15 protein-coding genes and 1 riboswitch are annotated in these 20,415 nt (G+C 49.9%); of the genes, 3 read left to right on the forward strand and 12 right to left on the reverse strand.

Annotated features, from left to right (window positions below; translation table 11 throughout):
* Positions 1–38: 38 nt before the first annotated feature.
* The 5 genes from DWY84_RS12815 to DWY84_RS12835 all read right to left on the reverse strand — a co-directional run bounded on the left by DWY84_RS12815 (position 39) and on the right by DWY84_RS12835 (position 6,405).
* Positions 39–923 (reverse strand): DMT family transporter, encoded by an 885-nt coding sequence (locus tag DWY84_RS12815; protein ID WP_118533772.1) that lies wholly within the window; start codon positions 921–923, stop codon positions 39–41.
* Positions 924–1,033: 110 nt separating this feature from the next.
* Complete coding sequence (locus tag DWY84_RS12820; protein ID WP_118533773.1) at positions 1,034–2,080, reverse strand: FAD:protein FMN transferase; 1,047 nt, start codon at positions 2,078–2,080, stop codon at positions 1,034–1,036.
* A gap of 108 nt (positions 2,081–2,188) precedes the next feature.
* Entirely contained in the window at positions 2,189–3,862 is a 1,674-nt protein-coding gene (locus DWY84_RS12825) for an acetolactate synthase large subunit (protein ID WP_118533774.1), read from the reverse strand.
* A gap of 297 nt (positions 3,863–4,159) precedes the next feature.
* Positions 4,160–5,668: a UDP-glucose--hexose-1-phosphate uridylyltransferase gene (gene galT, locus DWY84_RS12830; RefSeq protein ID WP_118533775.1), complete on the reverse strand. Its 1,509-nt coding sequence runs from the start codon at positions 5,666–5,668 to the stop codon at positions 4,160–4,162.
* Positions 5,669–5,859: 191 nt separating this feature from the next.
* Positions 5,860–6,405, reverse strand: a complete 546-nt coding sequence (locus tag DWY84_RS12835; protein WP_243024853.1) for a Gx transporter family protein — start codon at positions 6,403–6,405, stop codon at positions 5,860–5,862.
* Positions 6,406–6,512: 107 nt separating this feature from the next.
* Here DWY84_RS12835 and DWY84_RS12840 point away from each other — a divergent pair, with 107 nt between their 5' ends.
* Positions 6,513–6,863, forward strand: a complete 351-nt coding sequence (locus tag DWY84_RS12840) for a NusG domain II-containing protein (RefSeq protein ID WP_118533777.1) — start codon at positions 6,513–6,515, stop codon at positions 6,861–6,863.
* 550 nt (positions 6,864–7,413) lie between these two features.
* Here the strand turns inward: DWY84_RS12840 and metK are convergent.
* From metK to DWY84_RS12860, 4 genes are all read right to left on the reverse strand, one after another.
* Positions 7,414–8,601 (reverse strand): methionine adenosyltransferase, encoded by a 1,188-nt coding sequence (gene metK, locus DWY84_RS12845; protein ID WP_118533778.1) that lies wholly within the window; start codon positions 8,599–8,601, stop codon positions 7,414–7,416.
* An 88-nt stretch (positions 8,602–8,689) separates the two neighbouring features.
* Positions 8,690–8,809, reverse strand: a riboswitch (SAM riboswitch).
* A gap of 197 nt (positions 8,810–9,006) precedes the next feature.
* Positions 9,007–10,032 carry a hypothetical protein gene (locus DWY84_RS12850; protein ID WP_118533779.1) on the reverse strand — a complete coding sequence of 342 codons (1,026 nt, stop codon included), beginning with the start codon at positions 10,030–10,032 and terminating at the stop codon, positions 9,007–9,009.
* A 200-nt stretch (positions 10,033–10,232) separates the two neighbouring features.
* On the reverse strand, positions 10,233–11,525 hold the full coding sequence (locus tag DWY84_RS12855; protein ID WP_118533780.1) for a UDP-N-acetylglucosamine 1-carboxyvinyltransferase: 1,293 nt from the start codon (positions 11,523–11,525) through the stop codon (positions 10,233–10,235).
* Positions 11,526–11,611: 86 nt separating this feature from the next.
* On the reverse strand, positions 11,612–14,086 hold the full coding sequence (locus DWY84_RS12860; protein ID WP_118533781.1) for a hypothetical protein: 2,475 nt from the start codon (positions 14,084–14,086) through the stop codon (positions 11,612–11,614).
* Positions 14,087–14,338: 252 nt separating this feature from the next.
* Between DWY84_RS12860 and DWY84_RS12865 the strand changes: the two genes are divergently transcribed.
* Entirely contained in the window at positions 14,339–15,298 is a 960-nt protein-coding gene (locus tag DWY84_RS12865; protein ID WP_118533782.1) for a DUF5688 family protein, read from the forward strand.
* On the opposite strand, the gene feoB is transcribed toward DWY84_RS12865, so the two are convergent.
* From feoB to uvrB, 3 genes are all read right to left on the reverse strand, one after another.
* On the reverse strand, positions 15,295–17,313 hold the full coding sequence (feoB, locus tag DWY84_RS12870) for a ferrous iron transport protein B (RefSeq protein WP_243024857.1): 2,019 nt from the start codon (positions 17,311–17,313) through the stop codon (positions 15,295–15,297). The two genes, DWY84_RS12865 and feoB, sit on opposite strands and share 4 nt — an antisense overlap.
* A 43-nt stretch (positions 17,314–17,356) precedes the next feature.
* Complete coding sequence (locus DWY84_RS12875; RefSeq protein ID WP_118533784.1) at positions 17,357–17,596, reverse strand: FeoA domain-containing protein; 240 nt, start codon at positions 17,594–17,596, stop codon at positions 17,357–17,359.
* A 106-nt stretch (positions 17,597–17,702) separates the two neighbouring features.
* Complete coding sequence (uvrB, locus tag DWY84_RS12880) at positions 17,703–19,691, reverse strand: excinuclease ABC subunit UvrB (protein ID WP_118533785.1); 1,989 nt, start codon at positions 19,689–19,691, stop codon at positions 17,703–17,705.
* Positions 19,692–20,018: 327 nt separating this feature from the next.
* Here uvrB and DWY84_RS12885 point away from each other — a divergent pair, with 327 nt between their 5' ends.
* Positions 20,019–20,333 carry a hypothetical protein gene (locus DWY84_RS12885; protein WP_243024854.1) on the forward strand — a complete coding sequence of 105 codons (315 nt, stop codon included), beginning with the start codon at positions 20,019–20,021 and terminating at the stop codon, positions 20,331–20,333.
* Positions 20,334–20,415: the final 82 nt, after the last annotated feature.

The following is a 20,415-nucleotide window of genomic DNA, read 5'->3' on the forward strand; positions in this document are numbered from 1 at the left end:
GGCTTCGGACCTATATTGGTATTGCTCTTAAATTTTTATTATGCTGTATGGAACAGTTTTTCTGTCGGTATCTGCACCAGCAGCACCGCTGCAAACACAAGCACGCAACCGAACAGTTCCCGTCCGGAAAGCTTCTGCCCCAGGAGCATCCAGCCTGCCAGGACGGAAAATACAGATTCCAGGCTCAACAGCAGGGAGGCCACAGTCGGATCCACGCCGTTCTGAGCTACGACCTGCAGGGTGTAGCCGACGCCGCAGGACATCACGCCCGCGTACAGGATCGGTGCTGCTGCCGCAATGACAGCAGACATAGACGGGTGCTCAAAAAGCAGCATCAGCACGCTTGCAATCACACCTGCGGTAAAGAACTGCACGCAGGAAATCACCACACCATCTGCCTTCGGGGAAAAATGGTCGATCACCAGGATATGTACCGAAAATACCACGGAACACATCAGCACCAGCCGGTCTCCTGCTCCGATGGAAAAGGACTCCGTGATACATAAGAAATACATGCCCACTGCCGCGATCACCGCGCTGATCCAGATGTTGATGCCGATCTTTTTCTTTAAGAACAGCCCCATAAACGGTACGATAATGATATAAAGGGTTGTGATAAATCCTGCCTTTCCCACCGTGGTCTGAGCAATGCCAAACTGCTGCAGGCAGCTTGCCAGGCAGAGTATACATCCGCAGCAAATGCCGCCGATAATACCCATGCGGGTCTGCTCTTTCTTTTCTTTCTCAGACAAGGTCTGCCATGCGCTGTCTTTTCTGCCATGCAGGAAATAAATACACGGAATCAGAACCGCGCCACCAAGAATAAACCTGCAGGTATTAAACGTAAAGGCTCCTACATAATTCAGTCCCTCACTCTGAGCCACAAAGGCCACGCCCCATACCAGGGCCGCAAGGAGCAGCATACAGCTGTGCCTTGCCGATTTTTTTGTATTCGCTTCCACTCTCTTTTGTCCTCAACTTTCTACTGCCGTTCAGAAAACTCCTGACTGTAACTGCAGCCACTTTTTCATCCTCACTGATCTACATAAGCTCCGAAACCACTGCTCTGTGCCTCCGTTCCATCTGGATAGACCCACAGTGCTTCCACGCCATCCTGCGCTTCCACAAAAGCCATTCCCGTCTCCGGATCCATATTAAAGACCGCTGTGGACAGAGCGTCTGCCCTGGCGCTGTCATTACAGAGGATGGTAACAGAATCGTATGTGTTTTCCGGCATCAGGGTATCCTGATCAATGATGTGATGATACCGCACGCCGTCCACCTCATAATACCGCTGATATGTCCCGCTGGTAACCAGACAGGTATCGGTAAGCTTTAGTACATGCAGATAAGCCTTCGCCGCGCTGGTATCCGGGTTCTGTACTCCCACACGCCATGGCTTGCCGTCCGCCTTTGTACCAATGGTTTCCACATTGCCGCCAAGACTCAGGAGTGCCGAGGTCACCCCCGCTTCTTTCAGTTTCTCAGCCAGACATTTCGTGGCGTAGCCCTTTGCGATAGCTCCGACATCAAGGCTCATGTCCTCATCCGGCAGATAAACTGTGGACGCCTCTTCATCAATCTGCACCTCATCCAGATTTACATGCTCTGCCGCTCTCTGAAGTTCCTGCTGGCCAGGCACCTGCGCCCGGGATGGATTTTCGATTCCTGCCTCCCGGTAGTCATGCCAGACAGAGAGTACACTTCCCATGGCCACATTAATTTTTCCACCTGTTTCCTCATATTCCTGTCTGGAAAACTCCAGAAGCCTGATGATCTCCGGATCTACCGTGACCGGGGCAATCCCGGCGTTGTCGTTGATGGTTTTAATGTTATTTACACCATCATAATTATCGTAAATATCAAACAACTCATGATATTTCTCCATGGTATCTTCTGCCAGATGCTTATATTCCGCAAACTGTTCCTCACTCTCCGCGCAGATTGTAATGCTGGTAATGGTATCAAAATAATCCAGATACTGCGCGTCATAGGCAGTCAGCTTCGCACCGCTTCCGGCACAGCCAGACAGTAAAAATGCGGAAGCCACTGTCAGAAAAATGGCTTTTTTTGTATTCATAATTCACCTGTTTCTTTTCCTGTTTTGCACATACCCGTTAATCATAGCACAAAAAAAGAATGTTGGAAACCCAGCATTCTTTTTTCGTTATACCGCGATAACCCGCTTTTACAGTTTTTCCATCAGTTCCTTCAGATGCGCTGTCAGCTTTGTATTCTCTGCATAATCTACCGGACAGTCAATGATGACCGGCACGTTCTGCTCAAACGCCTTTTTCAGCGTTGGCACCAGATCTTCCGCTTTCGTGATGCGGTAACCGATGGCCCCCATGCTTTCCGCAAACTTCACAAAATCCGGATTTGTGAAATCTACACAGCAGCTCTTTCCGTACTGATCCATCTGCTTCCACTTGATCAGTCCATAACTGGAATCGTTAAAGACCAGCGTAACAAATGGCGTTTTTGCCCGCAGCGCCGTCTCAAATTCCTGACAGTTCATCATAAATCCGCCATCTCCGCACACTGCCAAAATCTTCTTTTCCGGATGAACCAGTTTCGCGCCGATAGCTCCCGGCACGGAGATTCCCATGGTTGCGAAACCATTGGAAATGATGCAGGTATTCGGCTCATAGCAGTTATAATGACGCGCGATCCACATCTTGTGGGCACCTACATCCGAAATCACAATGTCTTCCCGTCCCATGACCTTGCGCACATCGTTTAAGATCCGCTGTGGCTTCATAGGAAAGGAAGCATCGGATGCGTAAGACTCATGCTCTGCCACCATCATTTTCTTAAGTTCCAGGGCCCGCTCCGGCTCCTGGCGTCTGGAGGTTCTTCTTCCGATCTGTACCAGGGCATCGGCGATGTCACCCACCACTTCTACCTCTGGCTGATACAGCTTATTAATGTGGGCCGGGCGCATATCCACATGGACAATATCAATTTTTCCCTCCGGATTCCACTTGGCCGGCGCATACTCCACAATATCATAACCTACCGCAATCACCAGATCAGCCTCTTCCATAATCTTATTCTGGTAATCCTTCTGCGGGATGCCGATGGTCCACATGGAATACGGATTATCAAACGGGATTACGCCTTTTGCCATCATCGTATTGATCACCGGAATCTTCAGCTTGGTGGCAAACTCTGTCAGTTCCTTTGCGGCATGGCCCCGCACTACGCCGCTTCCTGCCAGAATAACCGGATTCTTTGCCTGGAAAATCATGCCTGCCGCATCCTGCACGGTGTCAAGCTCCGCATACTCCTTCGGCGCGATTTTCTTTCGCAGCGGCTTTTCTCCCTCTGAAACCGGCATTTTCGCCACATTTACCGGCATATCAATGTGTGTGGCTCCCGGCTTCTCACTCTCTGCGTATTTGAATGCCAGACGCACGATCTCACCTACCGTATCCGGACGCACCACCATCTTGGTCCGTTTTGTAATCGGTTCAAACATCTTGGTCAGATCCAGAAACTGATGTCCGGTAATATGCATCCGCTCGGTTCCCACCTGTCCGGTAATTGCTACCAGCGGTGCTCCATCACTGTCCGCGTCCGCTACACCGGTTACCAGATTGGTTGCGCCAGGGCCAAGTGTTGCCAGGCACACACCTGCCTTTCCAGTCAGTCTTCCATATACATCGGCCATAAAAGCAGCGCCCTGCTCATGCCGCGTAGTGATAAATTTGATAGGGGACCTGTCAATGGCATTCATAACCGCCAGATTCTCTTCTCCCGGGATTCCAAATATGTATTCCACGCCCTCTTCCTGCAGACATTCCACCAGTAAATCTGCCGCGTTTCTCTGCTTTATTTCTTCTTTCTGCTGTTTTTCCATGATGACATCCTCCTGTTCGTTCACCTGCACATGCTTCTATCTGTCCTCTCGTGCCGGCATCCGCATTCTGGCATTGTCTGAATCAAGTTCTCTGCCTTTATGATTCTGTAATATAATCCTACTTTTTCACAATTACAATCACCATTTTTATTACTCACCTCACAATCATTTTATTGTAATCGCCGCATTTTTTCACTTTTGAAAGTAATTTTCGAACAAAATAAAGTGACGGTCCTCTGCCCGGAAAAAATCAAGCAGAAAAACCGTCACTTTCAAAGAATCTGGCATTTTATATTTTTACTTTTTTACAAATCCGACGGAAGTCAGGAAGCGGCCAAATGCTTCCCGGCCCTCTGGTGTGCACTTGTATACACCCGCATCCTCCAGAACACGGGCAAATACCTTTCCGACCTCTTCTTTTAGGATGCCATCCACATTTTCCTTCGTGATGGATGCGTAATGATGCTTAAACTCATCTACCCAGTCCGCATGCTTTGCGAGCATCTCATCCGCACGGATGTCTTTTCCTTCCACAATCGCATCAGCCAGCTTTGACAGCTCATCCTTTAAGCGGGACGGAAGCACAGCAAGACCCATAACTTCAATCAGGCCAATGTTTTCTTTCTTAATATGATGCAGTTCCTGATGTGGATGATAGACCCCAAGCGGGAACTCTTCTGTGGTAATGTTATTGCGCAGCACCAGATCCAGCTCATAGCAGGCTCCATTTTTACGCGCGATCGGCGTAATGGTGTTGTGCGGCTCTCCATCTGTCTCCGCATAGATGAAAGCTGCCTCATCCGTATAACTGCGCCATGCAGTCAGCACCTTCTCGCCCAGGTCAATCAGGCGGTCCGAATTTTCACCGCGCAGACGTAACACCGACATCGGCCAGTGAACAATGCCTGCTTCCACGTCTTCAAAGCCCGGCATGGTAAATTTCTGCTCCATTTCAGCCTTCGCCATGGCAAAGGTATAGTGACCGCCCTGGAAATGGTCATGGCTTAAGATAGAACCGCCCACGATCGGCAGATCCGCATTAGACCCAAGGAAATAGTGCGGGAACTGTTTTACAAAATCAAACAGCTTCACAAAAGCGGAGCGGTCGATTTTCATCGGTGTATGCTGTCCGTTGAAGACGATGCAGTGCTCATTATAATATACATACGGAGAATACTGGAAGCCCCAGCGACTCTCATTCACCGTAATGCGGATAATGCGGTGGTTGTTTCTTGCCGGATGGTTCAGGCGGCCTGCATAGCCTTCATTCTCCATACAGAGCAGGCATTTGGGGTATCCGCTCTGCTTTGCCAGCTTCGCTGCCGCAATGGCCTTTGGATCCTTCTCCGGCTTAGATAAGTTGATGGTGATATCCAGATCTCCGTAAGGTGTACTGGTCACCCACTTCTGATCCTTGCATACCCGGTATCTGCGAATGTAATCGGAATCCTGGCTCAGTTTGTAGAAATAGCTGGTAGCAGCCTCCGGACCGCCCTCCTGATAACGGGTCCAGAAAACATGCTCGACCTCAGACGGCCGCGGCATCAGGCAGTTCATCAGCTTCGCATCGAACAGATCACGATAGGCAATGCTGTTTTCAATAATGCCCTGCTCACAGGCATAATCCAGAAGCTCTTTTAAAATATCTTCCAGATTTCCAGTTCCCACCGTATCCTGCGGCTCCTCATACTCTTCCAGTTTTAATGCCTCCAGAATCTGATTCGTTGCGTAAATACGGTCCGTCTCTGTGATCAGCCCTGTTTCCAGGCCATACTGCACCAGTTTCTTGATTGCTGTGTAAACCATAAACATCCTCCCCGTTCCCCATGTTTTCTGTGTTTTCATAAACATTTTCGCTGCCATCCCCACATGTTTTTACATGCTTCTGGTTCCCGCAGCTTCTGTTTTCAGTATAGTAGCTTTCCATAGAAAATTCCATAGAATAATCTTTGCCATATCTACAAATTTTTGCGGGACTACCGCCAGGTATCGGTCCACTACCGGCGCAGTCCCCGGATGACCGGCGCGATTCGCTCAGTCACCAGGCCGCCCAGCAGGCCAATGACTCCGCCCGTAATCACTCCAGCTATCAGAAGCACCGGCAGATAAGAAAACACCCCCGCAGTACCTGTAATCCAGGCCGCCATAGAAAGCTGGCCGATATTGTGGAACACACCACCTAAAATACTGACTCCGGTCTTCTCAAACCAGTCCATCCGTTTCATAAGCGCCATGACCGCAAGGCTTAAAGCACCTCCTGCCAGCGCGTACAGCATACTGCCCGGATTGCTGAAGGTAAAGCCCACCATCACAATGCGAACAAGCCCGACTATCATGGTTCCGGCTGCTCCCACCGTGTAGAGCCCTACCACATTCACCAGATTCGCAAGTCCCAGCTTAATACCCGGAACCGGAACAGGAAGCGGAATCAGCGCCTCTACGTAACTGAATATAAAAGCCAGAGCGATTAAAAGACCATACTGCGCAATTTTCCCGGCACTGCTGCGTCCATTGCCGTTCTGGCTGTTTTCCCTTTCTCTCAATTTGACATCTCCCCGCATCTATGCTATAGTTTCGATGCTGTTCACACGTTGTACAGACAGCAATCTTATTATAACATCAACCCCATATTTTAGAAAGAGGTGCTTCCATGACAAAAAAGAAGCGGGAAGTGATTTTGATTCTGGTTCTTCTGCTGGCAGCAGCCGCGGGATTTCTGGTCAACCAGACTATGCATAAAAAACCGGCCGCACAGGTAGAAATCACAGTAGACGGAAAACTTGTCCAGACCCTGGACTTAAACAAAAATGCCGATCTCATCATAGACGGCGTAAACGGCGGCACTAACCATCTGATCATTCAGGACGGCACAGCATGGATCAGCGAAGCCTCCTGTCCCGACAAAGTATGCGTGCACCAGGGAAAGGTTTCCTTAAACGGAGAGCTCATCGTCTGCCTCCCCAACCGCGTAATCGCCAAAATTGTGGCACCAGAACCATAATATAACAATTTAAAAGCAATAGCAATAAAGGTCCGAAGCCGGTAATCCCGGCATACCGCTGCGCAAAATATGGGTATTGTATTCGGACGATGCAGCTGACAGATGTTTGCGGATAGTCAGACAAGATGTCTGCCTCCCTCAAACAACAGTCGCTGCATAGCCGGACACGTATATCCATATTTATGCTCCGCGGAATGCCGGGATAACCGGCTTCTACTGTATTGGCCCCGCTATGAGAGAAATAAAATCAGCCAGAACGGTATGGATAAAAGCCATGATTTCCAGCTTTTACCAGTACCATTCTGGCTGTGTTTTTTATTACCGTAGAATAGCAGGAAAGCAGAAGCAGGCCGGGGCGGTAGCCCGCGTAGCATAAATAAAAGTGCAATGTGTCCGGCTATGTGGCGACTGACGTTTTCGGGAGGCGGACGGTCAGTCCGACTATCCGTAAACGGCTGTCAGCCACATCGTCCGAACACAGCACTTCTATTTTGCGCAGCGGGCTACCGCCCCGGCCTGCTTCGGACCTTTCGTAATTATTCTTAAATTTTTAGAGATATGACTTGAGTGCTTCTACTTTGTCAAGCTTCTCCCATGGCAGTTCTACGTCGGTGCGTCCGAAGTGGCCGTATGCTGCGGTCTGCTTGTAGATCGGACGGCGCAGGTCAAGCATCTTGATGATGCCAGCCGGTCTTAAGTCGAAGTTTTCACGGATCATCTCAACCAGCTTCTCGTTGGAAAGCTTTCCGGTTCCGAAGGTGTCTACCATGATGGAAGTCGGATGTGCTACGCCGATTGCGTAGGAAAGCTGAATCTCACACTTGTCAGCCAGTCCTGCTGCAACGATATTCTTTGCAACGTAACGTGCTGCGTAAGCTGCGGAACGGTCAACCTTGGTGCAGTCCTTACCGGAGAATGCTCCGCCGCCGTGACGAGCGTAACCGCCGTAGGTGTCTACGATAATCTTACGTCCGGTCAGGCCGCTGTCACCGTGCGGTCCGCCGATTACGAAACGTCCGGTCGGATTGATGAAGAACTTGGTCTCTGCGTCAACCATCTCTGCCGGAAGGATCTCATCGAATACATACTTCTTGATGTCTGCGTGAATCTGCTCCTGGGTTACTTCCTCATCGTGCTGGGTAGAAAGAACGACTGCATCCAGACGCTTCGGCTTGCCGTTCTCATCATACTCTACGGTAACCTGAGTCTTTCCATCCGGACGAAGATAACGAAGTGTGCCATCCTTACGGACCCTGGTGAGCTGACGTGCCAGCTTGTGTGCCAGCGCAATCGGGTACGGCATGTACTCCTCGGTTTCATTGGTTGCGAAACCGAACATCATACCCTGGTCACCTGCGCCGATAGCGTCCAGTGCGTCATCGTCCATAGTGTTCTCTTTTTTCTCCAGCGCTGTATCTACGCCAAGGGCAATATCCTTGGACTGCTCGTCCAGAGCTACGATTACGCCGCAGGTATCGCAGTCAAAACCATATTTCGCGCGGTCATAGCCAATCTCACGTACGGTCTCGCGCACGATTTTCTGAATATCTACATAGGCATTGGTGGTGATCTCACCCATAACCATAACCAGGCCGGTGGTGGTGCAGGTCTCGCATGCAACGCGGCTCATCGGGTCTTTTTCCATCAGCGCATCCAGGATCGCGTCAGAAATTGCGTCGCACATCTTATCCGGATGTCCCTCAGTAACGGACTCGGAAGTAAACAGTAACTTTTCCATGAAAATCCTCCTTAGAATAATAGTAAAATGAAACATAAAGAAAAGTCCGTAGCAACGCCGCGGACTTGATTTCTGATTCAATCAAATCCTCTTATTGCTCGATTTCTCGCTCAGGTTGGCACCTTCCGCACGCTCCTGCCAATGGCATTTCGTGAGGGGTTGCCGTGACTTCACAGATCCTTTGTATCTCCATCACTCTGAATAAGGGATTACGCACTTTTCAGTTGTTGGTTACAGCAGTCATCGCGTGACTGCGTGTCATATCTTAACAGATTCAGTATGCACTGTCAAGGACTTTTGTGGGATCCTTACACAAATATCGCGTAAATGAGAAAAGATCGACTGAAAAAGCCAAAAAGGAGCCCGCCTGAGCGGACTCCCTGAATTTTTATTCCGTATCCTGGATTAACGGGTCTTGCCCTTTACCCATATGCCGGATTCGTTTACATAGTAGCCATCTGGTGTCCAGGTATTGGTCACCATGTTGCCGTTGGTCAAATCGCAGTAGTAGTAGTTGCCGTCTCCTGCCTGAACCCAGCCGGTGCGCATATAGCCTACGCTGTCAAAGCAGTACCACTGGTTGTTGATCTGCAGCCAGCCGTTAGTCGGATAACTGCCGTCCGCATAACGATACCACCAGCCTACGCTGTCTTTGATCCAGGATGCCTGCTGGCTGTTACCAGGAGCATTGGTGGTACTTCCAGAGGAATTGGTGGTGCTGTTGTAGTTGCCTGCCTTGATGTTTGCAAGCATTTCATCATCTACATAGATGTAATCAGACTCGTACCAGTCACCCTTCTTGCTGTTGCTGTTTACGGCACGTACCTTAAAGTAATACTCACCCTCTCTGGTGATGCTGGATGCGAAGTTGTAATACTCGTTGCTGGTGCTCACTGCGCTTCCTACCGAGCTGCTGCCGCGGTATAAGCGAACCTGATAGCTCACTGCGCCTGAGGTGGTTTCCCAGGTTGCGATCGGTGAATTCTCATTCTGCCAGGTTACATCATCAATCTCCATGGTGCCTTCCAGATCATCTAACTTCACAGTAATGATCAGGGTGGAGCTGGAATCTTCTCTTCTGGAGGAAACGTAGGTTGCCTTGTCACCCTTTAAGGTTACCTTTGCCTTGCTCATGGAGGTGAAATAATAATCACCATCTGCTTCCAGAGTAATCTCGACTCTCGGAACATCTCCGTCTACCCACTCGCCATCATCATTCACGATGTCCACGTCAGTAACATCATAGTTGCTTCCGTTCGCGCTTGCGGTTACGCTTCCACCGCTGTCACCTACTGAGATATCAGAATCAATGGTGATGCTCACGCTTGTAATCTTGCTGCGGCTCTCTGCTGCCAGGGCAGTTCCCGTTGCCAGTGCTGCCAGCAATGCGGCGCCGATCATGCCGGCCAGTCCTTTTTTCCATAACTTCATACTTGTTCCTCCTTTTACTGTTCTTCTCATTGTGGTCCGTACAGCGCACGAACTGTAATCCTTTTTGATTAATTACAGGATATCGGAAAAACGTGTACAGTTTGTGTCCAGAACATGACGAATTTCCTACAGAATTTAACGATTTGTTTACAATTCTTATCAATATTCTGAATTTTATTGTGTCTGTTTTAAGAAACGGCTCAACCGGTCTTTAAGCGGAACTTCTGCGCTTCTTTTTCGGAATCCACCATCTCAATGGCTGCGCCAAGTGACTGGAGTTTTTCCTCGAATTTCTCATATCCACGCTGGATATAGCCGATTTCATCTACTACCGTGTAGCCTTGCGCGGATAAACCGGCAAGCACCAGAGCCGCGCCCGCACGCAGATCCGGAGACTCGACACGGGCTCCGGTAAAGCCCTTCACGCCGTCAATCACGGCCACGTTGCCCTCTACCTTAATGCTGCCGCCCATGCGGGCCAGCTCGTCCACGTATTTAAAACGGTTTTCAAAAATACTCTCGGTGATCATGCTGGTGCCCTCTGCCAGAGCCAGAGTCACGGCCATCTGCGGCTGCATATCGGTCGGGAAGCCCGGATACGGCAGTGTCTTAATATTCGTGGAACACTGCTTCGGTCTGCCTACCACACGCACCTCGTCATCTCCCTCAATAACCTCACAGCCAATCTCGATCAGCTTTGCGGAGATGGCCTCCAGATGTTTGGGAATCACATTCTTTACGGTAATATCCCCCCGGGTCACAGCTGCGGCACACATGAACGTGCCTGCCTCAATCTGATCCGGAATGATGGAGTAGTCGGTTCCGTGCAGGGTTCTTACACCACGGATGCGGATGACATCGGTACCGGCTCCCTTGATATTGGCTCCCATGCTGTTTAAGAAGTTTGCCACATCGACCACATGCGGTTCCTTGGCCGCGTTCTCAATGATGGTCATGCCCTCTGCCATGGCCGCTGCCATCATGATGTTGATGGTTGCGCCGACAGAAACCATATCCAGATAAATGTGCGCGCCCACCAGGTCAATGGCATGGGCATGGACAGCTCCGCACTCAATCTCAATCTTGGCTCCCAGAGCGCGGAAGCCTTTCAGATGCTGGTCAATCGGTCTGCTGCCAATATCGCAGCCGCCCGGAAGCGGTACCTGCGCACTCTTATATTTGCCAAGCAGCGCGCCAATAAAATAATAGGAAGCACGAATGCGGCGGATGTATTCATCATCTACTGCGACCTCGCGAATGGTAGAACCGTTAATCTTTACGGTATGACGGTCCACGCGGTCCACCCGTGCGCCAATTTCCTGGATTGCCTCCAGAAGGACGTTGATATCACGCACGTCTGGAAGATTTTCAATGATCACATCGTCATCTGTCATAATGGAAGCGGCCAGAATGCCGAGCGCGGCGTTCTTTGCTCCACTGATCACAACATCTCCAACCAGCGGACTGCCGCCTTTCATAATATACTGATTCATTACACACCTCTATATCAAAAGTAAACCTTTACGATTCTATTAAATCTTTATGATTATACCACAGATTCTGATTTTGTAAAGGGAAACTACGGCAGGCTCACTGCGCAGATAAAGTCATTTCCCCGCGCACGGAAAAACTCTGTGCTGTCATTTAAACCGGCCTTGTAAAGTTCCCCCGTCTGCGGATCAAACACCGTAACATTATACTGATCAAAGCCGCAGAGAATCAGGTACTGTCCCTCCCCGGTGTATGCAGCCACCGGAATGCCCTGATCGATAAAGTACAGCATCTGAGCCAGGCTGCTGCCCCGCGCGTTGAGAACCACCAGTCCCTCGTTCGGATACACCGTGCTCTCCGCAAAGGTTTCCAGATGACGCGCCAGTGGAGCAAACGCAGACTGCGGATCCCGGATATTGCGGATGTTTCCACGCTTCACACGATTCCAGAGCATGTTGCGGTCCTTATCTGTCACAAAACCCATCTGGTCGTAGGCGAGCTGCAATGCCTCCGAGAAGTCGGTCGTCACCTTCAGCAAATGTCCGCTTCCATAGGCATAAAATTCCATATCAGAAAGCTGATAATTGGATTTCAGCTCCAGGCGGTCCGACTGTTCATAGCTCACCCGCTTCGGAGCAAAGATTCGAATGCTCCGTCCATTTTTAATTTCTTCCTCCAGCTGGACAAAATATACTCGCTCCTTTTCCGGTGAAGCAAACCAGCCAATGCCGTCCAGTTTGCCATTTCCAAGATCCGCATTACAGACGATGGTATCCTCCGGACTGTCCGCATAATGGTTTGGACCGGTTTTCATGACACGCTTTAAATGAATCCGGCTCTCATCCACCGTAACCTCGGAAATGTAGTAGCCATTTTTCTCATAGCTGGTTTCCTCCTGCATCTGGTCATTGATGATGCGGATACTATACATAGGAAGATTTTCGGTCCGTCCATTGACCAGCCAGATGTCATCTGCCCGCGCCATACCGTATACCAGATCACGGCCTACAAAACCGAGTGTACGGACATATTCCCCGTCTCCGGCCCGGATTTCCCGGTTTTCACCGGTCTCCAGGTCCATCAGATGCAGCACTCCGGACTCATAGATGGTGCCTTCCTGCCATGCGATACGCTTTTTATCACTGCTGACCGCAAAGGTTCCTTCCGCCAGAGAGTCTGCCACCACCATATTCTCACGGCTGTTCATGTCAATGCCATAAATTGCGTGATCTACATACAGATACAGCATTCCTCCTGCAGTCTGGCAGGTCAGGCGGTCAAGGTCCGCCTCCAGCTGCTCATAGGAATCGGAATACGGAATGAAATAGCGCTCCTCCAGCGCATTTTCAGATGCCGTATAGTGATATCCGGCAATTCCATTCTCTCCCTCGTGATTTCCACGGTTCATATAGCCATATACAAGAAAATCCATATCCCCGTCATCTTCTACAGAAAGAATTCTGGTATCATGGTGGTCATAATTGCTGCGCACATCCGCGCTGTCATCATCCCGGAAGGAAAAGACTTTTACGGCGCGCCGGTCCGCCGGGTCATAGCTCCATAAGTCCCGGTTCACCCGGTATGCAAGAACCTTTCCACCCGCGCTCTTTACCAGCTCCACACGGTCATCTCCGGTAATGCCTAACAGGATTCTCTTTCCGGAATATTCACTGCGGTCCCCGGAGAAGATCTGGTTCACGGTACGGTCATACTGCATCATATAAATGCGCAGTTCATTCCATTTCATGGTAAAGTCTTCCTCTACCTCATAGATTTCCGTGCCGCCCTCTCCCTGGCGCTTTGCCTGATAGGAAAGTTGGATGCCACACATGACACCGTCCAGCTCCTTTAAGTGGATTTCCACATTTGCCTCTGGCTGCATGTCAAGTTTTCCCCAGGTCAGTTGGGAAAAGCTGGAATGAATGGAGGTATGTCCAAAGGTGCTGTTATCCTCAGACGGGCTGGTCTCCAGATATGTGGTCAGGCTTCTTGCCTGCTCATAGTCAAAGGTCTTCATGGAAAAATCCGCCGCCAGGTCCACCATGGCACGGGCGTTGTCTGCGGCATCCGTCCACAGAATGCGGGTGTAATAATAGACCGGTCCGAAATTTTCAGTATCCAGCTGGATTTTCAGCTGATATTCCCGCTCTTTTGTCAGCAGGTTCTGGATTGGGAGTACGGCAAGGATTCCATCGTCCGTCTGCCACCAGTCTGAAACCTCAGTCCGTTCCACCAGCCGTTCCCGGTCCATGCTGCGCACTTCATAGCTGATCCCGGTAACCGTTCCTTCTGTAATACGCACGGTAAGTGCCCGGTCCTCCGGCAGGATGGTCAGCGTTTCCCCTGCCGCTGTCGTATTCATCTCCTGACGATATCCGTAGAGCCGGTTCATATCCCGGTCCAGCATCTGTACCGTAACGCTGGGAAGAGAAGCTGCTTCCATGTCCATATATACGGCCTGGTCCTGGCCGCTGTTCCACCGGTTATTCGCGAAAAAAAAGACGCCCAGCGCCGCCGCGAATACCCCGGATAAAATTGCAATTCGTTTTACAATGTGATTCATATCCTGATTCTTTCCTTATTTTTTATTTATCATAAATATTCTACCCTGTTTTCTTCTTCCCTACAAGGAAATGTTTTCTTAAATTTCGCTTGCTATCCTTCTTCGTATCCCTTATAATAAAATTACACTTCCAATCAATTCATAATAAAAATCTGTAATTCATAACATTCTATTTTTTCCATTTTTATTATGTCCCCAATTTTTATAACACAGTTTATTCCGGCGCATTTTATATTTCAGCGGAGGTATTTTATGGTATACGAAACTTTTCTTGAAACAGTGACAAACAAACTGCAGGAGGCATTGGGTGATTCTTATCAGTTTACGCTTCGGCCTCTCCCCAAAAACAACGGTGTCACCCTGGACGGACTGACGATTCAGAGCCCGGGCTGCTCTGTTGCCCCTACGATTTATCTGAACCCCTACTACGAACAGTACCGGCACGGAACCGATATTTCTGAGATCGTGCACGATATTTTGCGGCTCTATCGCGCAACCCCGTCTCCATCTGCCCTGAGAGCCGACTCTCTGGAACATTTTTCCGATCTGCGTTCCCGCATCATGTTCCGGATGATCCACACTGCCTCCAATCAAGTACTCTTAAAAGATGTGCCCCATCTTCCCTACCTCGACCTCTCCATCGTCTTTTTCATTTCCCTGGAACGCAATGAATCCGGCCAGATGACCGCCCTTATCCATCATGAACATATCCGGCGCTGGAATGTGACCGTACAGGACTTATGGGAAGCCGCCAGCCACAACACTCCGCTGGAATACCCCGCACAGATTCAGAGTATGACAGATCTGCTTCAGGAGATTGCCCGGAAAAACATGGGAGAACACTATGACCCGGAGCTCATCGATGAACTGCTGGACTCAGATGAAGCGTCTCCGCTTTACGTGCTCAGTAACAGCAACGGTCTGTATGGTGCCAGCTGCATGATCTACCAGAACGTACTGAAGGACTTCGCAGACCGCATTCAGGCAGATCTCATTCTTCTGCCCTCCAGCGTCCACGAAGTCCTTCTGACTCCGAATCTTCCGGAAACCTCTTATGAAGCACTCAGTTCCATGGTCACTTCCATCAACCGTCAGGAGGTATCCCCGGAGGAACAGCTTTCCAACCAGGTCTACCTTTTTTCCCGCAAAGAAGGGAAGTTAAAAATCGTATCCACCGCACCGGAACTGGTGGGCGCGTCGGCACTTTCCTAAAAAATTCTGCTTCCAATCTGATAGATCAGTACTGCAAAACACCAGGCAAGAGCAATCTGAAACAGAACCATTTGCATCGTGAATTTTAATGACTTTGTTTCGCGCCGGATGGTTCCCACTGCAGCCACGCACGGAGAATACAAAAGACAGAATACTAACAGCGCATAGGCATTTGCCATGCCAAACCCTGCAATCCCCAGAACCCTGGAAAGCTCTGCCATGCCCGCCGCAGAGTTGATGTTGCTGATGCCGTAAAGCACGGAAAAGCTGGATACCACCACCTCTTTTGCGGACAAACCGGAAATCAAAGCCACCGCGATCTGCCAGGTACCAAGACCTGCCGGTCTTAATACCGGAACCAGAATACGTCCGATGGCTGCCGCAAAGCTCTGGGTCACGTCTGTCTCATAACCATGAACACCAAAGTTTAAGACAAACCAGAGTACAATGGATGCCACAAAAATAGTGGTGCCGGCCTTAGTCAGATAATCCTTCACCTTGTCCCACACATAGATGGTCACGGTTCTGGCATTCGGTGTCTTGTATTCCGGAAGCTCGATCAGCAGCGTGTCCTCGTCCTTATTCTTTTCTCGTTTATGCAGGATAAACGCAATGGTAATCGCCACAATGAGTCCGATCACATACAGGGAATAAGCCGCCAGCATAGCATGCTCTTTAAAAAACATCTCCGAAAAAAGTACATAAATCGGAAGTCTTGCAGAGCAGGACATGAACGGTGTAATGAGAATGGTGCGGCGGCGGTCCCGCTCGGTTGCCAGCGCACGGGATGCCATGACCGCCGGAACCGTACAGCCAAAGCCCAGAAGCATCGGCAGAAAAGCCTTTCCGGAGAGCCCCACACGGCCCATGATCTCATTCATAACATAGGCAACTCTGGCCATGTATCCGCTGTCTTCCAGGAACGCCAGAGCCAGAAACAGGATAAAGATGTTCGGCAGGAAGGTTAAAATGCCGCCTACACCTGCTACGATTCCGTCTACTACCAGGGAAATCAGCCAGTCAGATGCCTGCACATGCTGCATAGCCGCAAGCACCGCTCCGGAAAGCCATTCCAGGCCGGTTTCAAAGTATCCCTTCAGGAAATCTCCCACCGTGAAGGTCAGGAAGAACACCAGCGCCATAATGCCCAGAAAGATCGGTACACCAAACACCGGATGCGTCAGCCAGGAATCGATGCGGTCTGTGGATGCCGACTTTTCCTCGCGTCCCATCATGCATTCTTCCATAACTTCTTCTATATAATTGTATTTCTCATTGATGATGTCTTTTTCATAATTTTTTTCCGCAATATGACTGATATCCACCGGATGATCCTTCATGACTTCCGGGTCCTGCTCCAGAAGCTTAACCGCATGCCAGCGCATATTTTCCATTTCGCCGTATTTTGCCCTCAGGATCACCTCGATCTGGCGGATCTTCTCTTCCAGCGCATCATCATAACGCACCACAACGCCCTGCGGTCCTTCCTCATAGTGATGGACCACCGCGTGCATCAGCACATCCAGACCGGTGCGCTTTCTCGCGGAAACCGGTACCACCGGGATTCCGCCCAGCATCTCCGGCAAACGGTGCAGATCAATCTCCATTCCCCGCTCTTCTACAATATCCATCATATTCAGTGCCAGGATGACCGGTTTTTTCAGTTCCAGCAGCTGCAGAGTCAGATAAAGATTCCGTTCCAGGGAAGATGCATCAACTACGTTAATGATCACATCCACCTCGCCGTCCTCAATGCAGCGCCTTGTCACGATTTCCTCAATGGTATAGGAGGTCAGGCTGTAAATACCCGGAAGGTCAATGACCTTGATGGATCTCCCTTTATAACTGGTGCGGCCCTCTACACGCTCGACTGTCACACCCGGCCAGTTTGCAACCTTTAAGTTTGCGCCGGTAAAGGCGTTAAACAGGGTTGTTTTTCCACAGTTCGGGTTGCCCACAAAGCCGACTCGGATTTCCCGCTGGCTCTGTCCGGTTTGCTTCTTTTCCGGCTTCATACCGCCCGCCTGTTCCTGTGCCTGCTCCATCTGCATGTTTTTCTCAGCCATGGTTCTGCACCTCCATCTCCGAAATCTCAATGCCGTCACTGATTCGTTTGCCCACAGCCAGCCTGGTTCCGCGCACCTTAAAAATCACGGAGCCGCTTCCTTTCTTATTTAAAAGAGTCACAGGAGTCATGTTATTAACCCCCAGTGCCTCCAGACGTCTGGTAATCGTCTCATTCACTGCCACACTTTCCACCCGGTATGTGCGGCCGATGATGCCTTCATTTAGCTTCATAGATATTCTCCTTCTAGTTAGCAGTTCATAACTCGTGTAAAAAAAATATACCCTTATTGAGAATATTTGTCAATAAGGGTATATTTTTATCGAACTATCTGTTTTTTCAGGATTCCAGATCCAGTAATGCTTTTTTTACCTCCAGCATCCGGTCACGCAGCACGGCCGCTTCCTCGAAGTTTAACTCGGCTGCCGCCTGGTGCATCTTCCTCTGGATTTCCTTCACCAGCTTGTTCAGTTCTTTTTCGCTCATGGATTCCAGATCCTTTTCGTCCGCGGACGGCGCTTTCTCTGCCGCCTTGGAAATCGCGATCAGGTCACGCACTGCCTTTTTGATGGTGGTCGGCGTAATGCCATGTTCCTCGTTGTAGGCCCGCTGAATCTGACGGCGGCGGTTCGTCTCATCAATAGCCACCCGCATAGAATCGGTAATGGTATCCGCGTACATGATGACATGGCCCTCAGAATTTCGGGCCGCACGGCCAATTGTCTGGATCAGGGAAGTCTCTGAACGCAGGAAGCCTTCTTTATCTGCATCCAGAATCGCCACCAGCGTGATCTCCGGGATATCCAGGCCTTCTCGCAGCAGGTTGATGCCTACCAGCACATCGAACACATCCAGGCGCATGTCGCGGATGATTTCCGCGCGCTCCAGCGTATCAATGTCGGAATGCAGGTACTTGACCCGGATACCGATTTCTTTCATGTAATCCGTCAGATCTTCTGCCATCCGCTTAGTCAGCGTTGTGATCAGTACCTTGTGATGGCCTGCCACTTCTTTGTTGACCGCACTCACAAGATCATCAATCTGGCCTTCCACCGGACGGACCGAAATCTCCGGATCCAGAAGACCGGTCGGGCGGATGATCTGCTCGGCACGCAGAAGCTCATGGTCTGCCTCATAAGGCCCCGGCGTTGCCGATACAAACATCATCTGGTCAATCTTGCTCTCAAACTCGGTAAAGTTTAACGGACGGTTGTCTAATGCGGACGGAAGCCGGAAGCCATAATCCACCAACGTAGTCTTGCGGGAGCGGTCACCCGCATACATGCCGCGTACCTGCGGCAGCGTGATATGGGACTCATCCACAATGATCAGAAAATCATCCGGGAAATAGTCGATCAGCGTCCACGGCGGCTCTCCGGGCTTTCCGAAGTTTAAGTGGCGGGAATAGTTCTCAATGCCGGAACAAAAGCCAGTCTCCCGCATCATCTCCACATCAAAGTTGGTACGCTCGGAAATACGCTGCGCCTCCAGCAGCTTATCTTCACTCTTAAAAAAAGTCACCCGCTCCTTTAGCTCTTCCAGAATATTTTCTGTGGCAAGCTGCATCTTCTCCTTCGGCACGACATAATGAGAAGCCGGAAAAATAGCAATGTGATTTAACTGCAGCTTTGCCTCGCCGGTCAGCGTGTCAATCTCCATTATGCGGTCAATCTCGTCTCCGAAAAACTCCACCCGGTAGGCCACACTGTCAGAATAGGCCGGAAAAATCTCCAGGACATCTCCCCGCACCCGGAAGGTACCGCGGTGAAAGTCCATGTCATTGCGGGCATACTGAATATCGATCAGCTTGTGAATCACCTCATCTCGGTCCTTCTCCATGCCCGGACGAAGAGAAATGACCATCTCCTGATAATCGATCGGAGAGCCCAGACCATAAATGCAGGAAACCGAAGCCACTATGATCACATCCTTCCGCTCGGAAAGAGCTGCCGTAGCGGAGTGGCGAAGCTTATCAATCTCGTCATTGATGGCGGAATCTTTCTCAATATAGGTGTTCGTGGATGGCACATAGGCCTCCGGTTGGTAATAATCATAATAGGAGACAAAATATTCTACGGCATTTTCCGGAAAAAATTCCTTCATCTCCCCGTAAAGCTGTGCCGCCAGCGTTTTGTTGTGGGCAATGATCAGAGTAGGCTTGTTCAGTGCCTGAATGACATTGGCCATGGTAAAGGTCTTACCGGAACCGGTAACTCCAAGCAGCGTCTCAAACTGATTGCCCTCCCGGAAGCCCTCCACAAGTTCGGCAATGGCCTGGGGCTGGTCACCGGTTGGGGCGTATTCAGATACTAGTTTAAAATGGTCCATAATGATTCCTCCGAAATCATAGCTACAGATAATAAATAGGACATTGACCGAAACGGCCTTCCTCAACCTACTATAGCACATGGGCAATAAAAAGTATAGCATTTGCGAACGCACGTTCTTCCTAATATTGTATATCTATTCTCAAAACACCATCTGTACCTCTTCATTTCTGTGACATTGTCTGGAAATACAAAACAATTTCCATTTTTCTTAATAATTTGATAAGGATTTTCATATTTTTTTATTTTTTAAACACAATTTGGTCACATTTTTCCTTTATAGTATGTGTTTGTTCGAGGGGAATCCCGGACAGAGGAGGAAAAAATTATGATGAAGAAAGTATTTAACAAATCCATGATCGCTGTTGCAGCTGCTGCTATGGTAGCTATGGGAATCACCGCTTGCGGCGGAACCAAAGAGGAGACCACTGCTGCAGAGACTACTGTAGCTGAGACCACTGTTGCAGAGACTACCGTTGAGGAGTCCACCGAGGCTGAGGAATCTTCCGAGGAAGCAAAAGAAGAGTCTGTTGAGTCCGAGGATGCATCTGAGGCTGAGGAGTCTTCCGAGGAGGCTGAGGAGTCCTCTGACGAGGCTGAGTCCACCGAGGAAGCAGCTGAGGAAACCACTGCTGCAAACTAATCTGCAGACAGCATCATCTTTCACATAAGAAAATACCGAATGAACACAAAAACCGGCAGACCAGTTTTCACAACTGATCTGC

The organism is Clostridium sp. AF27-2AA (assembly GCF_003478505.1).
In the GTDB taxonomy this organism is placed as follows: domain Bacteria; phylum Bacillota; class Clostridia; order Lachnospirales; family Lachnospiraceae; genus Brotaphodocola.

Coding starts and splice junctions, on each gene's coding strand:
- DWY84_RS12815 (WP_118533772.1), bottom strand. CDS start 923: ATGCTGCTCCTTGCGGCCCTGGTATGGGGCGTGGCCTTTGTGGCTCAG.
- DWY84_RS12820 (WP_118533773.1), bottom strand. CDS start 2,080: ATGAATACAAAAAAAGCCATTTTTCTGACAGTGGCTTCCGCATTTTTA.
- DWY84_RS12825 (WP_118533774.1), bottom strand. CDS start 3,862: ATGGAAAAACAGCAGAAAGAAGAAATAAAGCAGAGAAACGCGGCAGAT.
- galT (WP_118533775.1), bottom strand. CDS start 5,668: ATGGTTTACACAGCAATCAAGAAACTGGTGCAGTATGGCCTGGAAACA.
- DWY84_RS12840 (WP_118533777.1), top strand. CDS start 6,513: ATGACAAAAAAGAAGCGGGAAGTGATTTTGATTCTGGTTCTTCTGCTG.
- metK (WP_118533778.1), bottom strand. CDS start 8,601: ATGGAAAAGTTACTGTTTACTTCCGAGTCCGTTACTGAGGGACATCCG.
- DWY84_RS12850 (WP_118533779.1), bottom strand. CDS start 10,032: ATGAAGTTATGGAAAAAAGGACTGGCCGGCATGATCGGCGCCGCATTG.
- DWY84_RS12855 (WP_118533780.1), bottom strand. CDS start 11,525: ATGAATCAGTATATTATGAAAGGCGGCAGTCCGCTGGTTGGAGATGTT.
- DWY84_RS12860 (WP_118533781.1), bottom strand. CDS start 14,086: ATGAATCACATTGTAAAACGAATTGCAATTTTATCCGGGGTATTCGCG.
- DWY84_RS12865 (WP_118533782.1), top strand. CDS start 14,339: ATGGTATACGAAACTTTTCTTGAAACAGTGACAAACAAACTGCAGGAG.
- feoB (WP_243024857.1), bottom strand. CDS start 17,313: ATGAAGCCGGAAAAGAAGCAAACCGGACAGAGCCAGCGGGAAATCCGA.
- DWY84_RS12875 (WP_118533784.1), bottom strand. CDS start 17,596: ATGAAGCTAAATGAAGGCATCATCGGCCGCACATACCGGGTGGAAAGT.
- uvrB (WP_118533785.1), bottom strand. CDS start 19,691: ATGGACCATTTTAAACTAGTATCTGAATACGCCCCAACCGGTGACCAG.
- DWY84_RS12885 (WP_243024854.1), top strand. CDS start 20,019: ATGATGAAGAAAGTATTTAACAAATCCATGATCGCTGTTGCAGCTGCT.